Raw genomic sequence first — 15,751 nt, forward strand, 5'->3', positions numbered from 1 at the left:
TTAAGTTTTCTAGCATCTTCCAGCCCAAAAGCAAGGCCTTTAATGAACTATGGGGAAAAGACGGCAAAATAGATTTCTTCCTTGCCCCGTTATATCATAAACACATCAGCGCATTCCCATGTCCTTCAGCTCGCCTCTATAGTAATCAAAATCAATAGACAAACCTGCACCGCCGTACATATCAATATCATCAATCCAGTCACCATTTTCTGGCATAGTACGCTGATCAATCCCCTTAGCCGCATCGGTCATAATAGGGACGCCGTTCTTAAGCAAGAAACTGTAGGGCATATTGGTTGAGGTTAGTGCAAAAATTTTACCAATGGCTTCTGAACCTGAGAAGAGCTTGGAGACATTCTTGGTCTGACTGATAACCTCAGACATCACCTGCTGCTGGCGCTTGGTACGACCAAAATCCCCCTCATCATCCTTGCGGAAACGGGCGTAGTTAAGGAGTGTCCGTCCATCCATCCTCTGCTTACCGACAGTAATCGTCTGTTCGGGTGTAACACCATCCTTAGCATTGAGGTCATCGGGTACCTCTACCTCTGAAACTTCCTGACCATCAACCGTCGCAAATTTGGCATCAATCTTTACCCCCTTAGGAAAGAGGGTATCAATAGCTTCTGCAAAGGTTTCAAAGTCCAGCATCACATAATACTTGATCTTTAAACCAAAGTTATCCTTAAGTGTCTGCCGCATGTATTCAGCCCCTTGGTTGCCATCTTGTTCTCCAAGATTGAAGGCAACATTGAGCTTTTGGTCATAAGAATAATCGTCTGCACTGACCCCATCAATATGAACTAGGGTATCACGCATGAAACTAATCATTTTGACCTTGTTATCGCTATTGCCAACATTAACGACCATAATTGTGTCTGTTCTGGCATCAGACTCTCCTTGGGTTATTCGCTTATCGCTACCTAAAATGAGGATATTAGTGCCATCTGGCGCATCCTCACCGTTGAATTTTTCCTTAACAGCGGCACTGTATTTACCATTGTTTCCATTGACAGCGGCTATCCCTCGGTAGAAACGGTAGCCCATGCCAGTAATCACGACTAGACAGACAAGTCCCAGCGTTACCAGAAGCCGCTTGACCCAGATGCGCTTATTCCTAGGCCTGCGGCCATGGGGTACTCTGGTCTGCTTCCTATCTGATGGACCAGCCACAGCACTTTCTCTTTGCCTCGCCTGTCTGCCTTGATAAGCCGAGTGGCGGTCATCATAGACTGGCAGCCCTTGTTCGGTATAGGCTTGTTCTTCATAACCGTAAGCTCCAGAATCATAGTCATCATAACTATCACCGTAAGACTGCTGGTACCAGTCACTGGCGCTGGCAGGCTCCTCGTCGTAGTCATAGGAACCAGAATCTGAATAGCCCTGTCGCAGACTGCGGTAGTATTGATTATAAGTTTCAACCTTGTTTCTTAGATAATCATACTCAGCCTGCTCCTTAGGTGACAGATAATTAATATTGCGCATCAGATAGTGATAACGCAGCTCCTCATGATGTGTCAGATTGTGGTTTGCCATATCTTCTTTCTTTGTTCCTTATTTATTCCTTCTTCAAATAACATAAACCGCGTAGTCTCCCAAGACCTTATAGCTAATGCCCAAACTAGTCAATTCTTCCAAGGCAAAAGTGACTAGATCCTCAGCTCCCTTGTCCAAATCGACAATGAAGAAGTATTCCCCCAGAACCGTCTTCAAAGGGCGGCTTTCAATCTTAGTCAAATCGATTCCCCGCCAAGCAAAAACAGACAGAGCTTTGTACAAAGCCCCCGGTAGATTATCAGGCAGAGTCAACGCCAAAGATACCTTACTGGTCTGTGTCTCAAGCCTTAATTGAGGTTGCTGATGTCCCAATACCCAAAAACGAGTGAAGTTCTCATCAATTTCCTGAATATCCTGAGCAATGATAGTAAGGCCATACTCCTGTGCAGCCACACTTGGAGCGATAGCGGCATAAGGACGATCGGGATGTTCAGCAATAAAACGAGCGGCATAAGCGGTACTCGCTGTCATTTCAATAAAGGCCTGAGGATAATGCTGGCGGATATACTGCTTGCCTTGGGCAATGGCTTGCGGGTGCGAAAAAATCTTCTCAATTTTTCTATCACTAGCAGCTGCCATTAACTGCTGCTTGATCGGCTGAACTAATTCCGCCACAGCCCTAATTTCTGCCTGATGGAAGAGATAGTCCAGCGTTTCATGTACAGACCCCTCTATCGAGTTTTCCACTGGAATAATAGCAAAATCAACTTGCTTGTTCTCATAAGCCTTGATTACATCCGTAATATTAGCAAAAGATACTAAATCAGCTTGAGGAAAAGCCTTGAGCGCTGCACTATGGGTAAAAGAACCGCTGGGGCCTAAAAATCCTACAGACATCTAATTATCTCCGCTACTTCTTCTGGTGTTTTATCACTAACGTTAATCGTCACAGTTGCCGCTTCTTCATACCAATTCTGGCGTCCATCAAAGATAGCCTTGAAATCTGCCTTACTATTATTAACAAAGAGCGGACGAATATTTTCGCTATCCTTGGCAATTCGATTGTAAAGGGTCTCAAAATCGGCTTTAAGATAGATAGTCTCTGGATTAGCCGCTAAAACCTGCCGGTTGGCTTGACTGACAACAACACCGCCACCCGTTGAAACGACCTGATCTGTTTTGGCCAATTCGGCCAAGGTTTGGGACTCAATTTGTCGAAAAGCTTCCTCTCCCTTTAGAGCAAAAAACTCAGCAATGGACATCCCAATTTTTTGAGTGATCAAAGTATCCATATCCAAAAACTGCGCATCCAATAAGCGTGCAACACTCGACTTACCAGATCCCATAAATCCAATCAAAATTTTAGCCATTGATAAGTCCTCTCAAATCAGCAAAAAAGCTAGGATAACTGGTATTGATTGCCTCTGGCCGCTCCAGCTCAACACTGCCATCCCTGACTAACAAAGCTGCAATAGCTGCCATCATACCGATGCGATGATCACCGTAAGTATTGACTTTAGCACCATGCAAGTCACTTTCCCCTTGGATAATCATACCATCATCAGTCGGTCTAACATCTGCTCCCATACTATTAAGAACATCCGCTACAACCTGAATACGGTCAGTCTCCTTTACCTTGAGCTCTTCTGCGTCACGAATAATGGTTTGTCCCTGTGCCTGTGTTGCTAAGAGTGCAATAATAGGTAATTCATCAATCAAACGAGGAATAATATCACCTGCGATTTCTGTACCGGATAAGTCTGAACTTTCAACTGTAATTGTCGCCGATTTAGCGATGTGGTCAACACAACTGAGAGCAATTTTTCCTCCCATTGCCTTAATAACATCAAGAATCCCAGTTCGGGTTTCGTTAATACCGACATTTTCCAATACAATTTTTGAATGGGGCGTAATCAGACCTGCCACCAGCCAAAAAGCAGCGCTGGAGATATCGCCTGGCACAACAACCGTCTGAGCCGTTAACTCTTGGCCGCCGGAAACATGAATTTCCTTGCCATTAATCTCAAGCTGACCGCCAAACTGAGCAATCATGTCCTCAGTATGGTTGCGAGTCTTCTCCTTTTCGATAATAACAGACTCGCCATCTGCCTGCAAGGCCGCAAAGATCAAGGCCGATTTGACTTGAGCCGAAGCGACAGGTAATTGATAGCGGATCGGTTTTAATGAGTGACTCCCATGGATCCTTAGGGGCGGTAGGTCCTGCTCAGTTTGTCCAGAAATCGTAACCCCCATTTCTCGTAAGGGGATAGAAACACGATCCATAGGACGTTTGGACAGACTGTCGTCGCCGTACAATTCTGCCGTAAAATCTTGACCGGCCAAAACACCGGAAATTAAACGAATGGATGTGCCTGAATTCCCCATATCAAGCCGCTTTGTCGGCTCCTTGAGACCGTGGAAGCCAACACCATGGATTGTAACGAGGTTACCATCGTCCTCAATCTCAACTCCCATCTCTCGAAAGGCTTGCATGGTTGATTGAACATCTTCACCGCGCAAAATATCACGAACAGTCGTTATCCCTTTGGCTAAACTACCAAACATAATAGAACGATGACTGATTGATTTATCCCCGGGAACACGGATTGTTCCTCGTAAATGTCGTACATTGGTTTCAAGTTTCATAAGCGGCTCCAGTACAGCAAATTTATATCCTTATTTTACCATAAAAAAGAGGCAAATTTCAGATGATCGCCATAATTTTCCTCAGCCCTGAATCTTCAACAATACAATCTGCTCCAATATGCAAAAAAGATAGCTATTATCCTTCTTTTACTGTCTTCCCTATCATAAAGCAGCACTGACAGACACAATGACTCCGGCCAGATTGTTCTAACCCTCAAGAGGAGTTGACTAACTTGCCATCAAAAAGAAAGGGGAAATGGGGATTTTAGGATTAGAGTCAACCGCCCGATCCAGACCCTAAAAATAGCTGTGGAGTTTTATGAAGAGCAATTATCAGTGGTTGCTTTTATTGATATTGATGAAGAAAAAATTAATATCCAAAGAAAAGCACGATTAAACTAAACAAGACCAGGAAATAATCGTGATTTCACACATCCGCTTAAGGGGGAAAGCAGACAAGGGGGAGCTGGATATTATAAGTCAACGGCCTATCATAAGATTTTCAAAGGGCATAAAAAAACTGAGACTGTGGCATATTCTCCAATCGTTAGACTAATAATCTAACGATTGGGAGCCCGTTAGCCAACATATCTCAGCCTTTATCAGGCATAACCATACAATTCACTGACAGTCACAAACTTATATCCTTGTGATCTTAGGTATTCCAAAACTGCCGGCAGAGCATTAACTGTCGTTGGGTGAATATCGTGCATCAGAATAACGCTGCCGTCCTTCACCTGTGACTTTACCTGACTTAAAATAGCCTGCGTGTTGCGATTCTTCCAATCCAACGTATCAACATCCCAAAGTACCTGATAGAGATTTGTTAAACTCCGCACCTTATCGTTGGTAGCACCGTAGGGCGGACGCAAAAGCTTAGGTGCCTGACCTGTTGCTTTTTCAATCGCCTGGCTTGTTTGGGTAATCTGCGCAGAAGCTTGATTAGTCGGCAGTTTGTTCAATTGAGGATGATTCCAAGAGTGGTTACCAATGTCATGACCAGCCTTTAACTCTTCTTTGAGGATACTTTCATTACCAGCAATACTTTGCCCAACGACAAAGAAGGTAGCCTTTGCCTTGTACTTTTTCAAAGTTTTAAGAACCTTTGGCGTCGTAACAGGATTAGGACCATCATCGAAGGTCAAAGCAACCACATGTCCTGACATCTTCTCCTGTAAACCAGCCCCATGCTTATAGGATTGGTAGGCCTGCAAGTCACTATCCTTCAAATAGTTAGGATTGAGAATATCATAGAGACTAATAACAGCAATCATAACTTTTTGACCGCCGATAGATAAGACCAATTGCGACTGGCTATAGCTAAAAGTGATCTGTGATAACTTCTCCTTTTTAAAGACCGTCAAGACCTTAGCCTTCTGCTTCTTACTGATCCCTTGGACCTTAAGCGCTGCTTCAATTTTAGGCAATAAGGCTGCCCTTAAATTGGTCGTTCGTGACAGCAGATCTGTCAGTTTCAAAACGGTATGATCCGACTTGAGTAAAAAGGTCTTAAGCGTCTTGCTTTTTCCTTTGCGCAACGATGCTCCCCGCTTGTAGTAAGGGTGTTCATAGAGTTTGGCCCGCTGAACACCTCTCAAAGCAGAATCCGAACAAGCCATACCGATAAATTGATAATCGCCATCCTTAGCCGTTTTAGCTGCCTTGTTCATCGTTTCTTTTAATCCAGCATAGGCTTTTCCTTTATCATTACAAGGATAGTAAAGCCAAGTATCCTGCTGCTTAGCGGCAACAACAGATCCTTGTTTTTTACTAAAAATTTTCTCAGACCTAGCTGTTCGGCCTAAATCCTTCTTAATAGCACCATGCTGGTACAGCATGATTCCTAACAGGCTCACTAGAAATAGCAGGGTTGCCCAGTAGCTATACGATTGCTTATTCACCTTGTCCTCCATTCCAACATCTACTATTATAGGGCAATTAGTCCCGAGCTTCAAGGGGCTGTCAATAATCTATGACAAAAAGCAAGCCAAAAATTCAGCATTAAAATTCAAAACGAGATAGTTTCCAGACGGCTAACTGTCAGTGTTCTCTATCTGAAAATTGTATCAATTCCTGTCTTTTTCAAAGCATGCTGCTTAAAAAATAAATCGTCAATTTAAATAAGAACCTAATGTAATTACATTAAGGTATTTTTCTAAATGATGAGAGTGAGACAGACAGCCATGGTGGCTCAGTCTCATCAATAATACAAAACTCCACCAAAGACTCATCAAAACTTTGATATAATAGCATTATCAACCCGATAGGAGATCATGACTATGAACAGACTGCTAATTCCAATGCTATCGACATTAATGTTAAGTCTCTCAAGAATACTCTTAGCACACCTTTCACAATCAGATTTATTTTTAACAGACCCTGTACATTGGGTTAAATCGCATGGCAAACTGCTCAAATTTTGTGATGAGCTACTAGCCATCGCATCATTTTTATTTAGTGGCTCTGTCATTTTTTTCATACTATACCATAAGCAGGACGACTATTTTATGCTAGCAATAATTAGTAGTAGCTTGATATACTGTATCTTTGCTTGGATAGGTATTGTGTTAATTATTGGAAATAGTGTTTATCCGGTTAACGGCCTTAAAACACTGAAGGCGTCTGAATTACCTACGGCTCTATTACAAATATATTCCAGATTACATTTATCAGATTTATCTCTTGGCATACTAACAATTGCTTTATCTAACTTGAGTCCAAATTTATATATCAAATTAAGCGGTTATGCTGTCGGGGTAATGCAGATTTTGTTTACTTACTACAGTAAGCCATTGAAGTACAAAATCTATACCTTCGCAGTCATTGCATGGACTATCTGGATTATTTTATTTCAATTAATGATTAACTAAAGCCATTAATCTCTTCCACATTTTAAAAACAAAAAATGAGCGCTAGGCTCATTTCTCATTTTTATTTACCAAGTTTTGCTTTAGCTGCATCAGCCAGTGCTGTGAAAGCTGCAGCATCGTTAACAGCTAAATCTGCCAACATTTTGCGGTTAACTTCAATTTCTGCCAATTTCAAACCGTGCATTAATTGTGAATATGACAAACCATTCATACGAGCTGCCGCATTGATACGAGTAATCCATAATTTACGGAAATCACGCTTTCTTTGACGGCGGTCACGGTATGCATAGTAGTAAGAGTTCATTACTTGTTCTTTTGCAGTGCGGAACAAGATGTGCTTAGCACCATAGTAACCTTTAGCTAATTTAAGTACACGTTTACGGCGTTTACGTGAAACAACGCCACCTTTAACACGAGCCATTTATGTATTTCCTCCAGATAATTCTAATAAATTTTTAACAACAATGCAGCTTATTTCATACGAGTAAGCATTGATTTGATACGTTTGAAATCTCCTGAATGCACCATAGCTGCCTTGCGAAGATGACGACGTTGTTTCTTAGTCTTACCGTGGAAACGGTGAGAAGTGTAAGCACGGAAGCGTTTCAAGCCACCTGAACCTGTACGTTTAAAACGTTTAGCTGATGCACGGTGTGTTTTTTGTTTTGGCATTTTAATATCTCCTCTTTAAGTTTAATTAATTGTAAACCCTACTTCTTCTTATCAGGGATTGGCGCCAATTGCATGAACATTTGGCGGCCGTCCATCTTAGCGCGTTGCTCAATAATAGCGATATCTTGCGTCGCTTCAGCAAAATCTGCCAAGACTTGGGCTCCAATATCCTTGTGAGTAATCATCCGCCCACGAAAACGGATAGAAACCTTAACCTTGTTGCCCTTTTCCAAGAACTTACGGCCATTGCGAAGCTTAGTGTCAAAGTCACCCTTATCAATAACAGGACTGAGACGAATCTCCTTAACCGTCACAGTACTTTGTTTCTTGCGCTGCTCCTTTTGTTTCTTTTGATACTCAAACTTGAACTTTCCATAGTCCATAATCTTAGCAACTGGTGGAGTTGCCTGCGGCTGAATCAAAACGAGATCAACATTAGCATCATCCGCCGCTGCCTGTGCTTCAGACAAGGGTTTAATGCCCAGCTGCTCTCCGTCAAGCCCTACAAGGCGAACTTCACGAACGCGAATTTCATCATTTATGAATAGATCTTTCTTTGCGATGACTTTCACCTCTTCATTCTTTGAGAAAAACGAAAGCGGACTTGACAAACCAAGCCCGCACTACATAGTATTTCATCTTCTGAAACTTAACATGTAGAGCCAGACAACGTTAGTCGCAAGGCGAGAAGCTCTCACTTCTGCTTTTCTCATTGTTAGTAGTATAACATCCCAACTAGGGCATGTCAATAATTTTCTTTGCTTTTTCTGAAATAAAATCAACCACACCATCAATCGATACCCCAGTCGTATCAAAAGTAATGGCATCATCTGCTGGTTTTAAAGGAGAGACTTCACGGTGACTATCCTTATAGTCACGCTCAGCAATCTCTTGCTTGAGCTGCTCAAAATTAGCCGCAATCCCCTTAGCCTGATTCTCTTTGAAGCGACGCTCAGCTCGTTCCTCAACAGATGCAACCAAGAAGATCTTTAATTCAGCATCTGGAAGGACAACTGTTCCGATATCTCGCCCATCCATAATAATGGCTCCGTCTGCGGCAATTCGACGCTGCTCATCAACTAATTTTTCACGAACCTGTGCCAGTGCCGAGACAGCTGAGACATGGTTGGTCACATCATTCTGACGGATAGCCAAGGTAACGTCCTCGCCACCTAGGCTGACAGTCTGACTGCCATCAGCCGCTTTCCCAAAAGCAATAGGATATTGGTCAATCAATTTTAATAAGTCATCGACCTGCGACAGACTAATATGATATTTAAGTGCCAAATAAGTGGCACAACGGTACATCGCTCCTGTATCTAAATAAGTATAGCCAAGATGATTAGCAACAATCTTGGCTACAGTACTTTTTCCGCTAGAAGCAGGGCCATCAATAGCAATTCTAATTTGTTTCATCTTAGTTTACATAAACCTCATCGCCGGGATTCGCATACCAGTAGCCTTGAGTCATATGCTCAGGATTCAATTCTCTAAGTTGTTCAACTGAGATACCAGCACGCGCTGCGATAGCTGCCTCTCCCTCTCCCTGTTCAACAGTAATTGTTTCACCATTACCAGATGAAGAAGACTCTTCTGTTGATGAGGACTCGCTACTACTTTCCTCCGATGGTGCTTGGCTGCTTGAGGATTGCTCCTTCTCAGATTTTTGCTTAGACTCTGATTTAGAAGCGCCATAGAAACTTGAAGTAGCCTTTGTTTCATTACTACCTCCATTTGACGTGTAAAAGACAAAGAAGAGAATCGTTACAACAATAACAAAGAAAGCACTAAGTAGAGCTGTCAGGACAGGAGTACTGACAAAGGAAGCACTGCGGTTACTTCCGCGGCTGCCACCTGAGCGGTGTTTCCCAATAACGATATCATCATCTTCCTCTTCTTCAAGTTCAACATCCCTTACTTCTGCGTCTTCAATTTCCTCAGTCTCTGCAATTTCTTCAGTTTCTTCAACGTCTTCGACTTCCTCAGTTTCCTTAATTGGCGTTTCCCATGGTTTTCTTGACATCTCGTCCTCCCTTGTAAAAAAAATAAATCCGTACTAAAATAATACTATGAAAGTTTCAATTATTCCAGAAAAATGTATTGCCTGTGGTCTCTGCCAAACTTACTCCGAGGCCTTCGATTATCATGATGACGGTATCGTCAAATTCACTGACAGCGATCAACTCGAACAAGTTCTGCCGGACAATCAGGCTAACCTTTTAGCAGTGAAATCCTGCCCTACCAAGGCCCTCAGGATTGATTCCTAAGCGAGGGCTTTTCTTTTTTGTCATTTTGGTAAAGTTTAAAATAATCCAGACTGTCTGAATGATCAAGCAGCTCTACTTCTCCCTTGAAAGCTGGATTAAGTGCCAGATCATCTAGGAAATATTTTTTAGGCCACTTGCGCATATAAAATAGTCGAGACTTGCCGTTAGTAAAAATGAGACACAGGGTTGTTCGTGTCACCTCAACCCGCTTGATACTAGCAATATCAACCTTGAGTGGTTTCAAAAAGTTAAGAGAAATAATCCAAAGCTTACTATCTTCACTAATCACAAAATAGCGGTGAAATCCTAATCCGACAAAAATCATGAAGAGAGCAACAAAAGTCAGTCCTGTCCGTGGGACAGAAGCTCTTTCGTAAAATAAAGACATGGCAATAAAAATCGGAATAAAGGTAATAGACCAGTAAATAATAGACCAAGACAATTCCGGCTGCCAATGGTATCTAACTTTTCCAAATATCTTTATCATAGTGGCCCCTCCATACCAATTTATTTTACCATAAAAACAAAAGATTGCCTATCGCAATTTAGAAATTCGGCAAATCATTCTCCCACCGCCATCAAAAACTGCTATGTTCCACCTTGAACAAGATTCCCCTACTCTGACAAGTTTTCTCAACCAATATAAAAAATGAGTTAACTTTTGCAGAGTAAAAGACCACAAGTCACAGAGCAAAAAAGCTGTTACTACCCATTGGATTCATAAAACGCCTTAAACTAAATATATAAGCTGGCCGTAGACACAGATAAAAAACCATAATACTGCGCACAAGCACTATCTTTGTCCCCTAGCAAAAAAGAAGGCAGTTGCCTTCTTTAAACTTATAGTCAAAAATGTCTGTGACTTAACTCTTAGCTGAAACGGCGGATATAATCGATATTTTCATCAAGATTTCCTGCCAGCTTACGCGAAACACTGGTATACTGCCATGCTGCTGCATCAGAGTAGAGACTGTATTCTTGGGCTGTATTTTGAGGCAGGTAGGTATAGCCATTGACATAGTGGGCAATCCACATATTTTGCATCCCCAGCTGCGAGGTATTGAGACTGCCGCCGCGCGTATCCAGCCAGCTAGCCATGGTGTAGTAAACTAAGTTATTGTAGCCCATTCCCTGCATAGCTGCCGTCCAAGCAGCCGTATTAGCATTGATATTATTAAGCATTTCACTGCTTTCCATATCGTTAACCATGACCGTATTTGATGATAATCCATAAGATTTGGCCACATTAACAAAGTAAGCTGCCTCTGCCCTGGCTTCATCAGCATTAGTGTAGCGGGCAAAGTGGTAAACAGATATTTTCATTCCAGCTGCGCGAGCATTAGCAATTTGGCGAGCAGCATAAGGGTTAATGTAGCTGGTACCTTCTGTCAATTTAACAACTACACCCGTAATGCCTTGGTTTTTCAGAGATTGATAATCAGCTACAGAAATATCACCGTTGTGGCTGCTGACATCAACAAAGTAACCAACTGACTGCTCCTTTTGGAGGCTGTATTTTCCTAAATCATGACCGCTTTGACTGCCATCACGATAAGTCACATAAGCATGGACCGTATAATTGCCCTTGATATACCCATGAAGCTTCTCATCAACATAAACAGTCGCTGAACCGTTAGCCACCCCTGCTTCATACCAATGAAGGTTGGCTTGGTTATCCTGAGACCAAACTGCAACGGCAAGCTTGCTAGCCTGCTTAGAAGTTGCTGTATCATTTAACACTACCTGTAAAGTACCACCTGCTTCATCATGGTTTTTAACAGCTAGGTCTGCGTTAGTCGGTACAATTGTTTTATCCACATTAAAGGTTGTTGAGCCAAGTCCTGTCATACTGCTATCTGCCAGAGCACTAACACCATAGATATGAGCAGTGTAGCTTCCTGTTTCATAATTGTGATTTTTCAACTGAACAGTAGCCGTATAGCTACCATCGGCATTTTTAGCGGCATCATACCAGATAAGATCATCTTGATCGTTTTTATTAGTCCAGACAGGGACTTTCACAGCAGTGATATACTGAGGAAGATTCGTGATTTGAATAGCATAGCTTGTGTCGTTTACCTTATTAGCTTTAGCATTAGCACTAGGCTGAGCAATAGTGATAGTTTGAGCATTAAGGCCGACCATTTGGCCATTTTGAAGGGCATAAGTGTGGATATTATAAGTTCCGTAACCACTGTGATTGCTGTAAGGGGCAGTTACCTTCCCATCACGATCGGCACTGTACCATTTTAAATCATCCTGACCGCCTTGTTCGGACCAAACAGCATAGCGAACACTGCCCAGATCAGTCAATGTATTAGAAGAAATTCCCAGTTCAATACCTGCTGAGCCCAGACTAGCTTTTATGTTATGGCGCGCTTCGGCCTTAGGTGCCTCAGCAGTCACCTTATAATCCACGCCTGAAGTCGCAGATAGACCAACCAAACTGCCTGTAATGGCACTTTGGCCATAAACATGAATGTTATAGTGACCCAAATCATTATGATGATCTGCTGTTCTAAAAGACACCGTGTAGGTAGTAGGATCTTTCTGGGTAGCTTGATACCAAATAATATCATCCTGATCATTTTTCTGAGACCAGACCGGTACTCGGATAGCTGTAATATCACTGCTGACATTACCAATCGTTACTGTGTAATTCCCCTTTGATGTCTCTTCAATCTTGGTCGTTACCTTAGATGGAGAAACATCAGCAGTTCTTCCATCACGTCCGATGTCGCGTCCCTTAATATTAGAGTAGGTATGAATGTGGTAAGTACCATAAGACTTGTGCTTAGTTAAATCGATATAGGCCGCTCCCTGAGCATCCGCGCGGTACCAAACCAGATCATCCTGATCACGCTCATCTGACCAAACCGCAAAGTTAACAGATTCATCAGCCGCCTTGGTTTTGTTATAACGAATGGTCATTGTCCGGCCTGAAACCGAAACGCTAGTTGTTTCGGTAGGGGCTTGAGGCTGGGCAGTATTAGAAGTTCTGGCTACTGTTGCCGCAACACTAGCCCGATGAAGAGCGGTATTCGAATCAGGGATCGGAGCGCTTCTTACAGCAGATAGTGCTTGTTCCTGATTACTTTGAAGCTCAGATTCAACCTCAGTCGACTGGTAATTCTCCGAATCAAGGGCTGTATCTGACGTAGACTCACTGCTTGTCACTGCTTTTGAAGAAACCTGTGAATAAACACCAGGACTTACTGGCTCTGTTTCCTGTACAGTTTTCTCATTTTGATGAGTATCATTAGGTGCCTGCTCTGACTCCTGCCCTTGCGAGCTAGTGTCAGCTGGCAAGGCTGCCTGCTCAACAGCTACCTCTGCTGGCTCATTAGCTTTTGCTGCCTGACTTTCCTCTGCAGCGACTGCTGTGCTTGTTCCTAATACTGTTAAGGCCGCAGCACTGGCAATCACCCAATGCTTTTTGGCTTTATACATTCGTTTTCGCATTCTTCCTAATTCCTTTTTAATTTGATTAATGAAGTTAGTTTACCATAATCGACCAATATCCACAATAGATAGAACTTTCAAGGCTTTTGGGAGTTAGTCCAAGACCTCCTAAAGATTACTGAAAAAGGAGACCCACTCTTCAAGGAAACAGCTGCTTTCCTCTCCTCTAACACTCATAGTCCAGATTTCATTAGCTAAAGGAGTCCCTGCCTGGCTGAATTTCCTCTATTGATACTCTTTAAAAATCTCATGATCCCCAATCTAATCTGATGAGATGGTTTTCAAGTTATAGATAGAAACAATCAACTAACTCCACAATTATTTATTCGAAAAATAAAAAGCAAGAGGGGAAACTTTCTTGTAAAGTTAACACCATCTTACTTTCTTTTTATAGCAGATAAACACAATAAGAACTGATGCAAGATTTCTGCATCTATTTTTTCTCTTCTTCATCCATACTGAGGACGCTGAGGAAGGCTTCTTGCGGCACTTCTACTGACCCAATGGCTTTCATACGTTTCTTACCGGCCTTTTGTTTTTCCAAGAGTTTACGTTTCCGAGAAACATCACCACCGTAACACTTGGCCAGAACGTTTTTACGAAGCGCCTTGATATCCGACCGGGCTACAATTTTTTGACCAATAGCAGCCTGAATAGGCACCTCAAACTGCTGACGCGGAATAATCTTTTTGAGCTTCTCAACAATCAGCTTACCGCGTTCATAGGCAAATTCACTGTGGACAATAAAACTGAGGGCATCAACCTTCTCACTATTAAGGAGAATGTCCATTTTAACCAACTTGGACTGGCGATACTCAGATATTTCATAGTCGAAGCTGGCATAACCGCGAGTTGATGATTTAAGTTTATCAAAGAAATCAAAAACAATCTCAGCTAACGGAATTTGATAGATAACATTGACACGGTTATCATCAATGTATTCCATGGTCACAAAATCCCCACGCTTGCGCTGACACAGCTCCATTACTGCGCCAACATAATCTTGAGGAACCATGATTTGAGCCTTGACAAAGGGTTCTTCGATGGTGTCGACCCGGGTAGGTTCTGGAAACTCTGAGGGATTTGATACCTCAATCAGCTCACCATCCGTCGTATTCACATGATAGACAACAGACGGGGCAGTCATGATGAGATCGATATTAAACTCACGCTCCAAGCGTTCTTGAATCACATCCATATGTAAGAGGCCTAAAAAACCACAGCGAAAACCAAACCCAAGGGCTTGAGAGGTCTCTGGTTCAAACTGGAGACTAGCATCGTTGAGCTGGAGCTTCTCAAGAGCCTCGCGGAGGTCATTATATTTATTTGACTCGATCGGATAAAGTCCAGCAAAGACCATGGGGTTCATCTGCTTATAACCATGGAGGGGTTCAGCAGCCGGATTGTCCGCAAGGGTAATCGTATCTCCCACGCGCGTATCTGCTACAGTCTTAATCGAGGCAGCAATATAGCCAACATCACCTGTCGCTAAGTAATCGCGCCCGACAGCCTTAGGCGTGAAAATTCCCACTTCAGTGACATCAAAGGTCTTGCCATTACTCATGAGCTGGATCTTATCACCTGGTTTAACCATACCATTGACAATCCGGATTTGGAGAATAACCCCACGGTAGGCATCGTAAACAGAGTCAAAGATAAGCGCCTGTAATGGAGCTTCAAGATCACCTGTCGGAGCCGGAACCTTTTCTACAATCTGCTCAAGAATTTCCTCGATACCAATGCCTGCTTTGGCGGAAGCCAAAACCGCTTCGCTGGCATCCAAGCCAATGACATCTTCGATCTCTTGGCGCACACGCTCAGGATCGGCAGCAGGTAAGTCAATCTTATTAATAACAGGCAGAATCTCTAGGTCATTATCTAGGGCAAGATAGACATTAGCAAGGGTCTGTGCTTCGATTCCTTGAGCTGCATCAACAACCAGAACTGCACCTTCGCAGGCAGCTAACGAACGCGACACCTCATAGGTGAAGTCCACATGTCCCGGTGTATCGATCAAATGGAAGATATAAGTCTCGCCATCCTTAGCAGTATAGTTGAGCTGGACAGCATTGAGTTTAATAGTAATACCGCGCTCACGCTCCAAATCCATACTATCTAAGAGCTGGGCTTGCATTTCACGGTCTGAGACTGTCTCGGTCTGCTCTAGGATTCGGTCAGCCAGAGTAGATTTTCCATGGTCAATATGGGCAATAATAGAGAAATTTCTGATTTTCTCTTGACGTTTTTTCAATTCTTGAATGTCCATGTCAATTCCTTGTTATCAGTTTTCTAGTAGTACTATTATAGCAGAAAATCAGCTGAGAACCAAAGTAGATT

General features: G+C 42.7%; 14 protein-coding genes and 1 other annotated feature. Of the genes, 1 reads left to right on the top strand and 13 read right to left on the bottom strand.

Annotated features, from left to right (window positions below):
- Positions 1 to 105 precede the first annotated feature (105 nt).
- From ACVR1G_RS05550 to ACVR1G_RS05595, 10 genes are all read right to left on the bottom strand, one after another.
- A complete protein-coding gene (locus tag ACVR1G_RS05550) occupies positions 106 to 1,536 on the bottom strand; it encodes an LCP family protein (RefSeq protein WP_447452201.1) in 1,431 nt (476 codons plus the stop codon).
- Between the two features lie 33 nt (positions 1,537 to 1,569).
- Entirely contained in the window at positions 1,570 to 2,394 is an 825-nt protein-coding gene (pheA, locus tag ACVR1G_RS05555) for a prephenate dehydratase (RefSeq protein WP_447452202.1), read from the bottom strand.
- Positions 2,385 to 2,867 carry a shikimate kinase gene (locus ACVR1G_RS05560; RefSeq protein WP_447452203.1) on the bottom strand — a complete coding sequence of 161 codons (483 nt, stop codon included), beginning with the start codon at positions 2,865 to 2,867 and terminating at the stop codon, positions 2,385 to 2,387. The genes pheA and ACVR1G_RS05560 overlap by 10 nt, the downstream gene beginning before the upstream one ends.
- The gene (gene aroA / locus ACVR1G_RS05565; RefSeq protein WP_447452204.1) at positions 2,860 to 4,143 is read right to left on the bottom strand and encodes a 3-phosphoshikimate 1-carboxyvinyltransferase; all 1,284 of its coding nucleotides are present in this window, start codon (positions 4,141 to 4,143) and stop codon (positions 2,860 to 2,862) included. The genes ACVR1G_RS05560 and aroA overlap by 8 nt, the downstream gene beginning before the upstream one ends.
- 602 nt (positions 4,144 to 4,745) lie before the next feature.
- Complete coding sequence (locus ACVR1G_RS05570; RefSeq protein WP_447452205.1) at positions 4,746 to 6,044, bottom strand: polysaccharide deacetylase family protein; 1,299 nt, start codon at positions 6,042 to 6,044, stop codon at positions 4,746 to 4,748.
- A 1,030-nt stretch (positions 6,045 to 7,074) separates the two neighbouring features.
- Positions 7,075 to 7,434, bottom strand: coding sequence for a 50S ribosomal protein L20 (gene rplT / locus ACVR1G_RS05575; protein ID WP_004227782.1), 360 nt, complete (start codon positions 7,432 to 7,434; stop codon positions 7,075 to 7,077).
- 50 nt (positions 7,435 to 7,484) lie between these two features.
- A complete protein-coding gene (gene rpmI, locus ACVR1G_RS05580; RefSeq protein ID WP_447452206.1) occupies positions 7,485 to 7,685 on the bottom strand; it encodes a 50S ribosomal protein L35 in 201 nt (66 codons plus the stop codon).
- Positions 7,686 to 7,723: 38 nt separating this feature from the next.
- The gene (infC, locus tag ACVR1G_RS05585; RefSeq protein ID WP_447452207.1) at positions 7,724 to 8,257 is read right to left on the bottom strand and encodes a translation initiation factor IF-3; all 534 of its coding nucleotides are present in this window, start codon (positions 8,255 to 8,257) and stop codon (positions 7,724 to 7,726) included.
- A 12-nt stretch (positions 8,258 to 8,269) separates the two neighbouring features.
- Positions 8,270 to 8,397, bottom strand: a sequence feature (ribosomal protein L20 leader region).
- A gap of 23 nt (positions 8,398 to 8,420) precedes the next feature.
- A complete protein-coding gene (gene cmk, locus ACVR1G_RS05590) occupies positions 8,421 to 9,101 on the bottom strand; it encodes a (d)CMP kinase (protein ID WP_447452208.1) in 681 nt (226 codons plus the stop codon).
- Position 9,102: 1 nt separating this feature from the next.
- On the bottom strand, positions 9,103 to 9,708 hold the full coding sequence (locus tag ACVR1G_RS05595) for an SAG1386/EF1546 family surface-associated protein (protein ID WP_447452209.1): 606 nt from the start codon (positions 9,706 to 9,708) through the stop codon (positions 9,103 to 9,105).
- A gap of 46 nt (positions 9,709 to 9,754) precedes the next feature.
- Here ACVR1G_RS05595 and ACVR1G_RS05600 point away from each other — a divergent pair, with 46 nt between their 5' ends.
- A complete protein-coding gene (locus ACVR1G_RS05600; RefSeq protein WP_447452210.1) occupies positions 9,755 to 9,952 on the top strand; it encodes a ferredoxin in 198 nt (65 codons plus the stop codon).
- Here ACVR1G_RS05600 and ACVR1G_RS05605 read toward each other — a convergent pair.
- The 3 genes from ACVR1G_RS05605 to lepA form a co-directional block, all read right to left on the bottom strand.
- Positions 9,936 to 10,439, bottom strand: coding sequence for an EbsA family protein (locus ACVR1G_RS05605; protein WP_447452211.1), 504 nt, complete (start codon positions 10,437 to 10,439; stop codon positions 9,936 to 9,938). The genes ACVR1G_RS05600 and ACVR1G_RS05605 overlap by 17 nt on opposite strands.
- Positions 10,440 to 10,822: 383 nt before the next feature.
- The gene (locus tag ACVR1G_RS05610) at positions 10,823 to 13,414 is read right to left on the bottom strand and encodes a GBS Bsp-like repeat-containing protein (RefSeq protein WP_447452212.1); all 2,592 of its coding nucleotides are present in this window, start codon (positions 13,412 to 13,414) and stop codon (positions 10,823 to 10,825) included.
- A gap of 433 nt (positions 13,415 to 13,847) precedes the next feature.
- Positions 13,848 to 15,680 carry a translation elongation factor 4 gene (gene lepA, locus ACVR1G_RS05615; protein ID WP_447452213.1) on the bottom strand — a complete coding sequence of 611 codons (1,833 nt, stop codon included), beginning with the start codon at positions 15,678 to 15,680 and terminating at the stop codon, positions 13,848 to 13,850.
- Between the last annotated feature and the right edge of the window lie 71 nt (positions 15,681 to 15,751).

It is taken from the genome of Streptococcus dentasini (assembly GCF_053206945.1).

Excerpts from the sequence above, each read along its gene's own strand:
- lepA (WP_447452213.1), bottom strand. The coding sequence starts at position 15,680 with ATGGACATTCAAGAATTGAAAAAACGTCAAGAGAAAATCAGAAATTTC.
- pheA (WP_447452202.1), bottom strand. The coding sequence starts at position 2,394 with ATGTCTGTAGGATTTTTAGGCCCCAGCGGTTCTTTTACCCATAGTGCA.
- ACVR1G_RS05550 (WP_447452201.1), bottom strand. The coding sequence starts at position 1,536 with ATGGCAAACCACAATCTGACACATCATGAGGAGCTGCGTTATCACTAT.
- aroA (WP_447452204.1), bottom strand. The coding sequence starts at position 4,143 with ATGAAACTTGAAACCAATGTACGACATTTACGAGGAACAATCCGTGTT.
- ACVR1G_RS05560 (WP_447452203.1), bottom strand. The coding sequence starts at position 2,867 with ATGGCTAAAATTTTGATTGGATTTATGGGATCTGGTAAGTCGAGTGTT.
- ACVR1G_RS05595 (WP_447452209.1), bottom strand. The coding sequence starts at position 9,708 with ATGTCAAGAAAACCATGGGAAACGCCAATTAAGGAAACTGAGGAAGTC.
- ACVR1G_RS05600 (WP_447452210.1), top strand. The coding sequence starts at position 9,755 with ATGAAAGTTTCAATTATTCCAGAAAAATGTATTGCCTGTGGTCTCTGC.
- cmk (WP_447452208.1), bottom strand. The coding sequence starts at position 9,101 with ATGAAACAAATTAGAATTGCTATTGATGGCCCTGCTTCTAGCGGAAAA.
- ACVR1G_RS05610 (WP_447452212.1), bottom strand. The coding sequence starts at position 13,414 with ATGCGAAAACGAATGTATAAAGCCAAAAAGCATTGGGTGATTGCCAGT.
- rpmI (WP_447452206.1), bottom strand. The coding sequence starts at position 7,685 with ATGCCAAAACAAAAAACACACCGTGCATCAGCTAAACGTTTTAAACGT.
- rplT (WP_004227782.1), bottom strand. The coding sequence starts at position 7,434 with ATGGCTCGTGTTAAAGGTGGCGTTGTTTCACGTAAACGCCGTAAACGT.
- ACVR1G_RS05605 (WP_447452211.1), bottom strand. The coding sequence starts at position 10,439 with ATGATAAAGATATTTGGAAAAGTTAGATACCATTGGCAGCCGGAATTG.